The 13,054-nt window shown below is 45.3% G+C and carries 10 protein-coding genes; 8 read left to right on the top strand and 2 right to left on the bottom strand.

The features are described 5' to 3' along the window. Positions 1-367 precede the first annotated feature (367 nt). The 8 genes from hutH (at position 368) to ACMQ5W_RS07080 (ending at position 11,003) form a co-directional block, all read left to right on the top strand. A complete protein-coding gene (gene hutH, locus ACMQ5W_RS07115; RefSeq protein WP_419024505.1) occupies positions 368-1,909 on the top strand; it encodes a histidine ammonia-lyase in 1,542 nt (513 codons plus the stop codon). 49 nt (positions 1,910-1,958) lie between these two features. Then, positions 1,959-3,983, top strand: coding sequence for a urocanate hydratase (locus ACMQ5W_RS07110; RefSeq protein ID WP_419024503.1), 2,025 nt, complete (start codon positions 1,959-1,961; stop codon positions 3,981-3,983). A 358-nt stretch (positions 3,984-4,341) separates the two neighbouring features. Continuing rightward, complete coding sequence (locus ACMQ5W_RS07105) at positions 4,342-4,782, top strand: HD domain-containing protein (RefSeq protein WP_419024501.1); 441 nt, start codon at positions 4,342-4,344, stop codon at positions 4,780-4,782. Between the two features lie 16 nt (positions 4,783-4,798). Next, entirely contained in the window at positions 4,799-6,034 is a 1,236-nt protein-coding gene (hutI, locus tag ACMQ5W_RS07100; RefSeq protein WP_419024499.1) for an imidazolonepropionase, read from the top strand. Beyond that, positions 6,034-6,660, top strand: a complete 627-nt coding sequence (locus ACMQ5W_RS07095) for a cyclodeaminase/cyclohydrolase family protein (protein WP_419024497.1) — start codon at positions 6,034-6,036, stop codon at positions 6,658-6,660. The genes hutI and ACMQ5W_RS07095 overlap by 1 nt, the downstream gene beginning before the upstream one ends. Before the next feature lie 24 nt (positions 6,661-6,684). Continuing rightward, positions 6,685-7,593, top strand: coding sequence for a glutamate formimidoyltransferase (gene ftcD, locus ACMQ5W_RS07090; RefSeq protein WP_148490560.1), 909 nt, complete (start codon positions 6,685-6,687; stop codon positions 7,591-7,593). A gap of 47 nt (positions 7,594-7,640) precedes the next feature. Beyond that, positions 7,641-8,309 carry a GntR family transcriptional regulator gene (locus tag ACMQ5W_RS07085; RefSeq protein ID WP_419024495.1) on the top strand — a complete coding sequence of 223 codons (669 nt, stop codon included), beginning with the start codon at positions 7,641-7,643 and terminating at the stop codon, positions 8,307-8,309. Positions 8,310-8,492: 183 nt separating this feature from the next. Then, positions 8,493-11,003 carry an HD domain-containing phosphohydrolase gene (locus ACMQ5W_RS07080; protein WP_419024493.1) on the top strand — a complete coding sequence of 837 codons (2,511 nt, stop codon included), beginning with the start codon at positions 8,493-8,495 and terminating at the stop codon, positions 11,001-11,003. A 113-nt stretch (positions 11,004-11,116) separates the two neighbouring features. Here the strand turns inward: ACMQ5W_RS07080 and ACMQ5W_RS07075 are convergent, their stop codons facing one another. Together ACMQ5W_RS07075 and ACMQ5W_RS07070 are read right to left on the bottom strand one after the other, a co-directional pair. After that, positions 11,117-11,536, bottom strand: coding sequence for a DUF4430 domain-containing protein (locus ACMQ5W_RS07075; protein WP_419024491.1), 420 nt, complete (start codon positions 11,534-11,536; stop codon positions 11,117-11,119). A gap of 60 nt (positions 11,537-11,596) precedes the next feature. Further along, positions 11,597-12,988: an amidohydrolase family protein gene (locus ACMQ5W_RS07070; protein ID WP_419024489.1), complete on the bottom strand. Its 1,392-nt coding sequence runs from the start codon at positions 12,986-12,988 to the stop codon at positions 11,597-11,599. Positions 12,989-13,054 lie beyond the last annotated feature (66 nt).

Below are 13,054 nucleotides of genomic sequence, written 5' to 3'. Positions count from 1 at the left end.
TCTTTTGGAATTATTAGGGGAGATTGCCTCAAGTATTGTATTTTTAATAATACAATACGGTTCGCATTGAAAACCGTTCCTGTCCAGTATTTTCAATTGATTGCCTGATAATTAAATTGTATTTAATAAATATACATAATAAAGTGATAACGCGATAAAGTTTTAAAGAGGGAAAATAAAAGGAAAAAATAGTAAAGAATTTTCTGAAATTACAGCTAGAGCGCTGATATTTTTAACTTTTTTAGTAAAAAAGTATGGAGTTATTTTCTGAAAAATTGTATAATATTAGTTATCGAAAAAACAATGTGATTGGTTAGTTATTATGCATATTAATGTATAAAAATTCAGAAGAAATGGAGAGATTACTATGGCAGTTGTTATTAATGGACGTGACCTCACAATTGAGGAAGTTATTCGCGTTTGCCGCGGAAATGAAAAAGTAGAAATCGCCCCTGAGGCGCAGAAAGCAATACAGAAGGCAAGAGATTATATTGAAAAGAAACTAGAAGAAGGAGCAGTCATCTATGGCTTGACCACTGGTTTTGGTAAATTTGCCAATGTATTGATTTCTAAAGAAGAAACTGCAGATTTGCAGAAGAACTTAATTATAAGTCATACCTGTGCTTTAGGCGAGCCATATCCACAGCAGTATGTGAGAGCGGCAATGCTGCTTCGCTGTAATGCTCTGTCAAGAGGTAATTCTGGAATCAGACTGTCTACCGTACAGACTCTGGTAGACATGCTGAACGCTGGAGTGCATCCGGTCATTCCAAGAAAGGGTTCCCTTGGCGCGTCGGGCGATCTGGCTCCGCTGTCTCACATTGCCCTCGGCCTGATTGGACTGGGCAAAGTTGAGTATAAGGGAGAAACTGTGGACGCAGCCGAAGCCATGAAAGAAGCTGGCATTGTTCCGGTAGAGCTGGCCGCAAAAGAAGGCCTGGCCCTCAACAACGGAACACAGATGATGACTGCAGTTGGTGTCAATGTACTTTGGGACGCTATGCGCCTGCTCAAAGTTGCAGATATCGCCACAGCCATGACTGCTGAAGCCTTACACGGAATAACCAAGGCATACGATCCAAAGGTACAGGAACTGAGAGGCCATGAAGGTCAGAAAATCGTGGCAGAGAATTTACTTGCTTTATTAGAAGGTAGTAAGAATGCCTTTGACGTGCAGCCGACAAAGGTGCAGGATCCATATTCCCTCAGATGTATCCCGCAGGTACACGGTGCATCAAGAGACGCGATCAAATACGTATATGACGTCGTTTCTAAAGAAATCAACGCGGTTACAGACAACCCGCTGGTATTCCCAGACGAAGACGAAGTTATTTCAGGCGGAAATTTCCACGGACAGCCGATGGCCCTGGCTTTTGATTTCATGAAAATGGCTATTTCCGAGTTAGCTGATGTTTCAGAGAGAAGAGCCGAGAGACTGATCAACCCAGCCCTTTCCGAAGGCCTGCCTGGCTTCCTGACAAAGCATGGCGGTGTCTGCTCTGGCTTTATGATCGCTCAGTATGCGGCTGCTTCGATGGTGTCAGAGAACAAAGTCTACGATCACCCTGCCTGTGTGGACTCGATTCCGTCCTCCGGAAACCAGGAAGACCACGTATCTATGGGCACGACTTCTGCTAGAACGGCGGCTATGGTTCTCGACAACGCACAGAAAGTCATCGGTATCGAGCTTGCATCTGCCGCACAGGGCATCTGGCTGAGAGAAGAAATCGGTGAAAGCAAGGTGGATAATCTGGCTCCAGCGACAAAGGCGGCTTACGATTACATCAGAACCTTATCTGATCCAATCGATCAGGACATCATCATGCACGATGAGCTGGTGAAGTTTGACGAGATGATCAAAGACAACAGCCTGCTCGAAGCAGTGGAAAAAGTTGTAACGTTAAAATAAATAATTGTGGTACAATAAAATAAGAAATTTCACAGAGGGAGGATTTAAGATGCTAGATAATAAAACAATTGCAGGTGCTATGACCATCAAACTTGATGCTGAATATCCTGACTATCCAAAGTTTGAAGAAGGAATCAGAAGAGCACCAGATAGAGGGTTCAGACTGACCAAGGAACAGACGAAGATTGCGCTGAAAAATGCACTTCGTTACGTACCGGAGGAACTTCATGAGAAGCTGGCTCCGGAGTTCATGGAAGAACTGACGACGCGCGGCAGAATCTATGCCTATAGATATAGACCGACGGGCAGAATGTACGGAAAACCAATTGACGAATACAAGGGTAAATGCCTCGCTGGCAAAGCGTTTCAGGTTATGATTGAAAACAACCTGGACTTTGATGTTGCGCTTTATCCTTATGAACTGGTTACATACGGTGAGACTGGCCAGGTCTGCCAGAACTGGCTGCAGTATAGATTGATCAAAAAGTATTTGGAAGAGTTGACAGAGGACCAGACTCTCGTAGTAGAATCAGGTCATCCTCTCGGACTTTTCCCATCAAAACCGACGGCACCGAGAGTCATTATCACCAACTCCATCATGGTTGGTCAGTATGACAATCTGGATGATTGGGAAATCGCAGAGGAAATGGGTGTTGCCAACTATGGACAGATGACGGCTGGCGGCTGGATGTACATTGGACCGCAGGGCATCGTCCATGGAACCTTCAATACCATCCTCAACGCAGGCAGAAAGTATTTGGGCGTGGCGGAACAGGGAGACCTGGCAGGACATACCTTCGTATCTTCCGGCCTTGGAGGCATGAGTGGCGCACAGCCAAAGGCGGCAAATATCGCCAATGCAGTTGGTATTTTTGCAGAGGTGGATTACTCCAGAATTGAAACGAGACACAGCCAGGGCTGGGTTGACGTGGTCATGGACGATATCGACGAAATTTTCAAGACAGCGAACGAAAAACTGGCTGCAAAAGAAAGCATTTCCATCGCCTATCACGGAAATATCGTAGATTTGTTAGAAGCGGCTGTGGAAAAGAACTTCCATATCGATCTCTTATCTGACCAGACTTCATGCCATAACGTATATAACGGCGGATACTGTCCTGTTGGCCTGACTTTTGATGAGAGAACGGAGCTGCTTCACGAAGACAGAGACCTGTTCTGCAAGAAAGTTGATGAAACCTTGCACAGACATTACGATGCAATTAAGGCTTTGACGGAAGAAGGAACTTATTTCTTTGACTATGGCAACTCCTTTATGAAAGCGATGTATGACGCGGGCATCAAAGAAATTTCCAAGAACGGCCGAGATGATAAAGACGGATTTATCTGGCCTTCTTATGTGGAAGATATCATGGGACCAGTTCTCTTTGACTACGGCTATGGACCTTTCAGATGGGTCTGCTTGTCAAGAAAACCAGAGGATCTGGAAGCAACCGACAAGGCTGCTATGGACTGCATCAACCCTGAGAGAAGGGCGCAGGACAGAGATAACTGGGTATGGGTAAGAGACGCCAAGAAGAACAAATTGGTCGTCGGTACGCAGGCCAGAATTCTCTATCAAGATGCAGAAGGCAGAAGAGATATCGCGCTGGCTTTCAACAAGTTGGTCAGAGAGGGCAAGTGTGGTCCGATTATGATGGGCAGAGACCATCATGACGTATCTGGCACAGACTCTCCATTCAGAGAGACATCCAACATCAAAGACGGTTCCAACGTCATGGCGGACATGGCGGTGCAGTGCTTTGCCGGAAATGCAGCCAGAGGCATGTCCCTTTGCGCACTGCATAACGGCGGCGGCGTTGGCATCGGTAAAGCCATTAACGGCGGATTTGGCCTGCTCCTTGACGGAAGCGCGCGAGTAGACGAAATCATCAACTCTGCAATGATGTGGGACGTTATGGGCGGCGTTGCCAGAAGAAACTGGGCGAGAAATGAAAATGCTGTCTCCACATCCGTAGAATATAACAAAAACTACGACGGTAAGGGCCATATCACCATTCCATACATGGCAGATGAAGATCTCGTTGACAAGACTGTGGACGAATTTGTAAAATAAGATATGATAAAATTGGCGAGGGGCTGTATTTATGCAGTCTCTCGCAGTCTGTGGCAAGCGCCATGATACGACGCATTCCCAGCCAGCTGAACGCGAAATAAGCTGCACTTCTACGCAACTTTCGTTGCTTCGCTGTCTCATTTTCCATTGCAGCTAATGATGCGGAAAATCGGCAAGCTGGGGAATGCCAGCATAAGGTCTGCCCTAGCCAAAACAAGTTTTGGGGCAGAACCATTAGTACGACAAAATCCACCCAATCGGACATCGCCAGAGGCTCGTTCTCTTGGGGATTTAAAGCATAAGGTCTGCCTAGCCGCTCGCTTTGCTTGCGGGGCAGGACCATTAGGAGGAAAAGAAAATGATTTATACACCTTTAACAGAAGCAGCGATGAAGATGGCATATAGAGGACATCACGGACAGACGGATAAGAGCGGTATTCCGTACATTTTCCATCCTGCCCATATCGCAGAAGAGATGAAAGACGAAGTGACAACCTGTGTTGCACTGCTTCACGACATTTTAGAAGACACCATATACAAAAAAGCTGATCTGGCTGAGAAGTTTCCGCCGGAAGTTGTAGAAGCTGTAATCCTATTGACTCACGGAAAAGAAGATTATTACGATTATATCCGGGCGATCAAAAGCAATCCGATCGCAAAAGAAGTTAAAATTGCTGACTTGAAGCACAATCTGGATGAATCCAGAAATGCACGTTCACGCTCCGTTACCATCTCTCAAAAGGGCTGGTATAAGGAAAAGTATGAGAGAGCCTTGGAAATTCTTTTGGATGAGAAATAATATAGAGGGAAAATAAATGGCGACATTATTAGTGAAAAATATCGGCTGCCTGCAAACGCCAGTTGGCAGTTACAGCCATAAAGGAAAACAGCAGGCGGAGAACCTGAAGCTGCAGGATGCGGCGATTCTGATCGAGGATGGGGTAATCAAGGAAATTACTTCCGAGGGAAATCTCCCGACAGATGCGGAAGAAGCGGACGCAGTGATAGATGCCGAGGGCAATCTAGTCACACCGGGGCTGGTAGAAGGTCATACCCACATGGTCTTCGGCGGTTATCGACAGAATGAGATTCCGCTCAAGCTGAAAGGCGCGGGTTATCTGGATATTCTCAGAGCTGGCGGCGGCATTCTGGACACAGTGCGAAAGACCAGAGCGGCTAGTTTTGAAGAACTATATCAGAAAACGGAAGGCTTTCTCGATGAGATGATGGGATTCGGTGTCACCACTTGTGAAGCCAAGAGCGGATATGGTCTCGATTTTGATACAGAAGTCAAGATGCTGGAGGTTCTGAAAAAGCTCAATGAAGATCATCCGATGGATATCGTCTCCACGTTCATGGGCGCGCATGCGATTCCAGAAGAGTACAAAGACAGGGCGGATGCGTTTATCGACATGCTCTGTGAAAAACTGCTCCCTTATGTAAAAGAACATGATCTGGCCGAGTTTGCTGACGTATTTACAGAGGATTCGGTTTTCAACTACGAGCAGAGCAGGAAGTATTTGGAATGTGCCAAAGGGCACGGGTTTGACTTGAAAATTCATGCGGACGAAATTGAGGCGATCGGCGGTTCTGTGTTGGCTGGGGAAATGGGAGCTGTCAGCTGTGAACACCTGATTGCTATCAATGAAGAGGGTCTTGCTTCCATGGCTGAGGCAGGAACTACTGCCATGTGCCTGCCGGCAACGTCCTTTTATCTGGGAGCGGATTTTGCGCCGGCGAGAAAGATGATTGAATTGGGAATTCCAGTGGCTATGGCATCAGACTTTAACCCGGGTTCCTGTCCTTCTCTCAATCTGCAGTTCGTCATGAATCTGGGCTGTCTGAAGTATAAGATGCTGCCAGAGGAAATTTTGACGGCAGTGACGATTAATCCGGCCTGTGCCATCAATCGTGGCGACAAAGTAGGCACATTGGAGCCGGGCAAGAAAGGTGACCTGGTCATCTGGGATGCGCCGAATATGGAAATGTTGTGTTATCGCTTTGGATCGAACTTAGCGTTACAAGTTATAAAGGAAGGGAACTTAGTATAATGAAATTAGTTGATATGCAGGTAAAGGAATATCTCGATGTCTTAAAGTCTGATGCGCCGGCACCGGGCGGCGGCTCTGTCAGTGCCCTTGCTGGCGCACAGGGCGTAGCGCTGTTCATGATGGTGGCTGACCTGACCCTTGGCAAGGAAAAGTATGCCGATTATCAGGAAGTCTGCCAGAATGCAAAAGAAAAGGGCAAACCTCTCTATGAGGAACTGCTGGAGGGAATCGATAAGGATACAGAAGCTTTTAATCTGGTTGCGGCTGCATTTAAGATGCCAAAGGGAACTGATGAGGAAAAGGCGGCCAGGAAGCAGGCCATCGCCGATGGAACCTTAGTTTCTACAGAAGTTCCTTTTAGAACCATGCAGTTGGGTTACGAAGGTCTGATGCTGGCCAAGACCATGATCGGCAAATCTAACTCCAACGCAGCCAGTGATCTGGGAGTTGCAATCCTCAATCTGACTGGATGCATCAAAGGCGCTTGGCTCAATGTGAAGATCAATCTACCAGGCGTCAAAGACGAAGCCAAGGCAAAGTATTATGCCGAGGAAGGGCAGAAGATGTTTGACGAAGCCGATGGCATCGCTCACGAACTTTACAATCAGGTAGCAGAGAGCTTATAATTTTTTGTAGATAGGAGATTTAAAATGGCACAGATTATTGAAAGTATACCAAACATCAGTGAGGGAAGAAGACCGGAAGTTATCGAAGCGTGTGTGGATCAGATCAGAACTACGCCGGGCTGCACACTGCTGAATTATTCATCCGATGAAAGCCACAATAGAACGGTAATCACCTATATCGGCGATGCCAAAGGAGTGGAAGAAGCCAGTGTGAAACTGGTAAAGAAAGCAGCTGAATTGATCGATCTGACACAGCACACTGGCGAACATCCGAGAATGGGCGCGGTTGACGTTATGCCATTTCTGGCCATCAAAGACTGCACCACAGAGGATTGCGTAGAACTTTCCAAAGTTGTAGGTGCGAGAATTGCTGAAGAAGCAGGTGTACCGGTATTCCTCTATGAATATTCTGCGACAAGACCGGAAAGACAAAATCTGGTGAAAATCAGAAAAGGACAATTCGAAGGGATGGCTGAAAAAGTACAAGAACCTGATTGGGAACCTGATTTTGGCGGCAGAAAGATTCATCCTACTGCAGGTGTTATGGCTGTAGGAGCCAGACCGCCACTCGTCGCATATAATCTGAATCTGAATACTGACGATGTGCAGATTGCCAAGAACATCGCCAAGATCATCAGAGAGAAAGACGGTGGCCTCAAATGCGTCAAGGCCATGGGTTTTGATATTGAAGACGAAGTGACCGGCAAGAAGTACGCACAGGTTTCGATTAACATGACAAACTATGAGCAGACACCACTTTACCGGGTAACGGAACTGGTGAAGGCTGAAGCCAAGAGATATGGCGTAGTCGTCACTGGTACGGAAATCATCGGCCTCTGTCCGATGAAAGCTCTGGTCGACTCCGCAGAGTATTATCTGCAGATAAAAGATTTCGACTTCCGCACACAAGTACTTGAAAATCATATCCTATAATGATATAAATATAGGGTAGATAATTTTTCGGTAACAAGGAGCGAAGTATGACTGGCAGCAATCAATTCTCTAACACGTTTTCACTGACTGACGAAATCGCAGATATTATCAGGGACAGAATCCTCAAGGGTGAATACAAGATTGGAGAAAAGATCAAAGAAAATCAGATAGCAACGGAACTAAGAGTGAGCAGGACGCCCATCAGAGAGGCATTCAAGCAGTTAGAAAACGAAGGTTTGATTGATTACATACCCAATCGTGGCTGCTTTGCAAAAGGCTTCACAAAGCAGGATATCGAAGATATCTATGCTGTCAGAAAGGCGCTGGAAGTTTTATCTGTAGAATGGGCAGTCAACAGGATTACACCCGAAGAAATCAGCAATCTCCAGGATCAAAGCGATCTGATGGAGTTTTATACGACGAGAAAAGACGGCAGAAAAGTCTTGGAAATCAATACGGATTTTCATGATATCATTTATAATGCTACAGGCAGTCGTTTTATGGCCCAGGTTCTGCGCTCCTATAAAGAATATATCGAACAGACCAGAAAGGTGCTCTTCTATGAGCAGGAATATCTGGATGAAATTTTTCAAGAACACAAAGCGATACTGGACGCCATCAAAGAAGGAGATGCTGCAAAAGCCAAAGAAGCGATGGCAAGACATCTGGATGGATCCAAGAGAAGAGCACAGGTTGTTTATAAAATAAAAGATTGAAAAAAAGGAATCTCCAGGGAGATTCCTTTTTTAGTAATAACGACAAAAAAGACTATTTGCTCATGACAGCCTTCGTAAGCATACAATAAAAATACAAGACTTTATATAGTTTTTGTTGAAATACACAGTCATTATATAGTATCATTAAATATACTCGCGAGTAAACAGAAGGAGGAAATGAATATGTATAGTTTTTCTATTGTACCAGTCACGGCGCTCCTCTGTTACATTTTTCAGATGATATCTCTTCTGACTGCGAAACGGAACAGCCAGATTGACGGATTTATGGGTCTGCTGCTCACAATGATCATATGGACAGGCGGTTCCTGGTTTATGCGGATGGGCTACTGGCCATCCGTTGGTTTTTGGTTTCATGTATCGCTGACCGGCCTTTTGACAATCCCGCTTGCTTTCTTCATCTTTCTGAGAAGATTTATGGAAGTAGAAAAAACCTACCACATTCATCTCTGGTTAGCGGCCATTGTGTTGCTGCTTGTCTTCAACTACAAAACAGAGCTTCTTCTAAAGGCGCCAGAAGTAATCAGCTCCGCGACAGGAGATGCCTATGTATATGACTTCTCATGGCCAGTAATCTTCTTTTTTATCTGTGCGGCAGGCGCTTTGTTTGAATGTGCTAGAATGGTTCGAGAAAACGGCAGCAAGAATGCCTTTCTCAGAAAACAGCTCCATGCGATCTGGCTGGGACTTTTTATGTTAATCATGGGCAATAGCTTGATTCTCTGTCCCCTATTCAAAGGGTTTCCTATCGATATCTGTTCGGGGATATTCATGGCGGGGTGCTTGTATTATGCGCTCTATAAGAAAAGATTATTTAAGCTGGATGCTTTGATGTCGAAGGCAAACTGTTATTGTGTGGCTTTTCTATTTTCTATGTTGATTATATATCGCATCATTCCTGAGTATGAAAAGTTTTTGCTGAAGTCATTTTCCATGTCGGAAACAAAAATTACGATTTTTATTGCTTTTACCGTCAGCGTTGTTACGATTTTAATCTATATGGTCCTGCATCTTATTCTGGACAAAATCTTCGAAAAAGAAGAGAACGTTCAGTCAAAGAGTATTGTAGATTTCAGTAAAAAGATGTCTAACCTCATGAGCCTTGCGGAAATTCTTTCTGAGTTGATGGAGGTCATCGCCGACACGATTTCTTCTGAATATATCTACATTTTTCTGAAGGATGAAAGAGGGGATTTTCAGCTGAAACTAAGCAATGCGAAGCTCTTCGGCGGCTATACGGTGTCTGCCGATACTGACTTTATCCGTCTGCTGAAGGATGCCAACGGTCACATGCTGCTGAAAGACTATATGGAGACTTCTTATTATTGGGACTTGAGCGAGGAGGAGAGGAAGCATCTGCTGGTCAGCCAAATTGAGTGCTTCGTAGGTATTGGCGATGAGAAGGAATTTCTCGGCATTATTCTGCTGTCTGCAAAGAGCAATGGACGTCACTACACGCAGAAAGATGTCAGTTTCCTTTCGTCCATTAATTCTGTGGCTTCTATCGCCATCAAAAACTCCAGTCTTTATGAGACTGCATATGAAGAAGCGCGAAAGGATTATCTGACAGGGGTTGCTAACCGTAAATGTTTCTATGAGACGATGCAGTCCTGCTGCTCGCAGGGAAATTATGCTTTCGGAACACTGCTGGTGATCAACGTAGATGATTTTAAGCTGTACAACCAGCTTTACGGCGATGAAGCCGGAGATGAAGCGCTGAGAAAAATTGCGCGGATTATACAGACGGAGATTACTGGGGAGTGTGTTATCGCCCGGTTCAGTGGAAAGGAGTTTGCCGTTCTTTTGCCGGAGCGTACTACCGATGAGGTAAAAGCCTTAGCGGAGGATATTTCCTTAAAAATAAGAGAGATGAATCACACCGCAGATAAAGCAGGAGAATATGCGCTGAAAGCGTTGACCGTCAGTTGTGGCATCGCGACGGGAGTGTGCCCCCTGGACGATTATCACGAACTGATCAACCACGCCAATATGGCGGTATATTATGCAAAACAGGCTGGGAAGAACAGAGTGATGGTTTACAAGGAAGGACAGAACGGCAGCGAGGATAAATCCTTTGAGATGACTTATCAGCCGGGGATTTATTCGGAATATTCTACGACAATCTATGCTCTCACTGCCGCGATTGACGCCAAGGACCACTATACGTTCAGCCATTCTGAAAATGTGGCTTATTATTCGCGAGAGCTGGCAAAGGCGTACGGCATGAATGAAGAAGGGATTAATGTTGTCTATGAAGCAGGGCTCTTGCACGATATTGGTAAAATCGGCATCAACGAAGAAATTCTCAACAAACCAGGCAAGCTGACAGAGGAAGAGTACGAGGTTATGAAGACGCATGTGAGTCTTTCTATCGGCATTATCCGCCATCTGCCATCCTTGGATTACGTAATTCCTGCTGTCATCGGGCATCACGAGCGATATGACGGTCAGGGATATCCCAGAGGCATCGGAGGCAAAGATATCCCGCTTATGGCAAGGATTCTTTGCATTGCAGATTCTTTCGACGCCATGGTATCGAAGAGAAGCTATAAAGAGGAAATGGCTGTGGACAGAGCACTGCATATTATCACAAATGAAGCTGGCCGCCAGTTTGATCCCCAGTTGGCACCGATTTTTGTAAACCTCATCAAGAATAAAACCATAGAAGTGAGATAGAACCGCTGCTATAAAAATACAGAGCCGATAACTGACAGTTAGAACTGTAGTTACCGGCTCTGTATTTTTGAACTCTTATGATCATTCATGAAGATTCGTTGACAACGGAAGGGCTACTTTTTGAAGACCCATTCCAAGGTATCCCCATCCTTCAATATTTTTTCGTTTTCTGGGGTTTTGCACAATTCGCCGTTGATCTTATACTGCCAGTGCCTCTTGGCGGCATAATCTCCGTTGGTTACGCCGTTGATGCCCTGAATAGAAGCATCGGTTGTTTCAACTGTTACAGGGAGCTCGTTGACATTGCAGTAAAGCTGGATTGCGTCCAGCACCGTAGAGTCTTCCTCGATTTTAAAATCAGCTTCTTCCACGTCCTCAATTCCAGCCTTTGCTGGATAATCTATACTGAGGGTTATTCTGATTGGATGTACGATTGGTGTCTCTTCCTTTTCCTTTCCACAGCCCGTGATGAGGAAAATAGAAGAGATCAATAACATGCATATTATTAAATTGGTCAAAATTTTCTTTTTCATGTCCGTCTCCTCGCGCTCGGTTAGAAATATTTATACTAGTATAACATAAAACGAAGAAGATTATAACCGCATAGATAAAAGTAGATCACACATTTCTTCCATGCATTCTTCATCTACATCATAAGCGATTTGACTGTCGATTACTGTCAAAGCAGCGTGCATCTTTGAAAAATTTTCTAAATTACTGTCAAATGGGTTTTCTTCAAAGACGGTGAAATCTGCAATCTTCCCCTGCTCAATGCTGCCAAACTCGTCACTTCTGCCGAGGATTTCGGCAGCTTTTGTGGTCAGTTGATCGATGGCATCGCTGACGCTGTGGCAATGGGCAAAAACGGATTCGTTGAGATAATCGGTAGGCCAAGTGGTAATGTAAGGCGCATCTTCTTCTGCAGATTGATCGCAGGCGATGATCAAAGTATTGTGCTTGCATCCTTTTGAGCGAACATAACCAAAGCTGTCTGCTGCTTTGTCAAAGGACTCCTGGTCCAACGCGTCCAGATGAATGTGATAGCCTTTTTCAGCGGCAGCCAGACAGATCGTATCCAGTGCCTCCTGAGAGAAATACGCTTGTTCTTCGTCCTGGTTCACTTCTAATTTCAGATGATCGAAGGTAATCAGACCGCCTAGTTCTGTACAGTTGGTTTTTCCTGTGGAGAGTTTATGTAAGATGAGTTCAGGATTGAGCGGTCTGTTTACGTAGAGGCTGCCTGCAAAACGCTGTTTTATGGAGATGCTTTCGCCGATCATGGCAACCAGGCAATCCTGATAGAGCATGCTGAGATAGTCAGGGACGCAGAGATTCATCACAGATGTAATGCCTTTGTCCGCAAGATCTTCTTCGTTTTGTAGGACAGCTTTTTCAACCTCCTCAAAGTCAAAGGGTGAGAGAAAGTTGAGAATATAATCTGCAGAGATATATTCCAGCCCTTCATCTTCGGCAGCCTCCGTGACCATGTCACTAGCCAGCGTATTGATCCAACAATGGACGCCGCTGATTCCCAGCAGCACAACTGGGCGGTCATGGACTGCTTCGTCCAAAAGTCTGTGAGCGTCCTCGGGATCGTCATAGTCAGAGAGGATATTTTCGTTGTAACCATAGGCAAAGATGACTTCGTTCTCGCAGGCTTCTGCATAGTCGGAAACCGCTTCTAAAACTGTGTCCAGGTCCCAGACCGGATCGATGGAGAGATACTTGTCCTCAAAGACCTTGAGGACTGGTGTTCCGTGAACGTCGATAAATCCCGGGAACACATATTTTTCTTCCAAATCATAGACGACAGTGTCCTCCGAGATAATCTCGTCCATGCCATCAAAATCTCCTACGGCCAAAACTCTGCCCTCTCGGCAGGCGACGGCTGAAGCCCACGGAAAGGCTGGATCCTGCGTGTAAATGTGTCCGTTGATATATATGATATCTGCTGTATTCTTTTTCTTGAAAATGCCAAAAGCCATGACATACCTCCTGCTCATTTGATAAAACTATTTTACCACAAAAACGTTTTGTGGTAAACTTGGTAT

This window comes from Emergencia sp., from assembly GCF_048465375.1.
GTDB lineage: Bacteria > Bacillota > Clostridia > Peptostreptococcales > Anaerovoracaceae > Senimuribacter.
Note: the sequence above shows the minus strand (reverse complement) of the source record. Positions and strands in the feature narration are given on the sequence as shown.

What these genes read in the sequence shown, in the direction of transcription:
- ACMQ5W_RS07105 (WP_419024501.1), top strand. Translation starts at nt 4,342, where the DNA reads ATGATTTATACACCTTTAACAGAAGCAGCGATGAAGATGGCATATAGA.
- hutI (WP_419024499.1), top strand. Translation starts at nt 4,799, where the DNA reads ATGGCGACATTATTAGTGAAAAATATCGGCTGCCTGCAAACGCCAGTT.
- ACMQ5W_RS07070 (WP_419024489.1), bottom strand. Translation starts at nt 12,988, where the DNA reads ATGGCTTTTGGCATTTTCAAGAAAAAGAATACAGCAGATATCATATAT.
- ftcD (WP_148490560.1), top strand. Translation starts at nt 6,685, where the DNA reads ATGGCACAGATTATTGAAAGTATACCAAACATCAGTGAGGGAAGAAGA.
- ACMQ5W_RS07085 (WP_419024495.1), top strand. Translation starts at nt 7,641, where the DNA reads ATGACTGGCAGCAATCAATTCTCTAACACGTTTTCACTGACTGACGAA.
- ACMQ5W_RS07110 (WP_419024503.1), top strand. Translation starts at nt 1,959, where the DNA reads ATGCTAGATAATAAAACAATTGCAGGTGCTATGACCATCAAACTTGAT.
- ACMQ5W_RS07095 (WP_419024497.1), top strand. Translation starts at nt 6,034, where the DNA reads ATGAAATTAGTTGATATGCAGGTAAAGGAATATCTCGATGTCTTAAAG.
- hutH (WP_419024505.1), top strand. Translation starts at nt 368, where the DNA reads ATGGCAGTTGTTATTAATGGACGTGACCTCACAATTGAGGAAGTTATT.
- ACMQ5W_RS07075 (WP_419024491.1), bottom strand. Translation starts at nt 11,536, where the DNA reads ATGAAAAAGAAAATTTTGACCAATTTAATAATATGCATGTTATTGATC.
- ACMQ5W_RS07080 (WP_419024493.1), top strand. Translation starts at nt 8,493, where the DNA reads ATGTATAGTTTTTCTATTGTACCAGTCACGGCGCTCCTCTGTTACATT.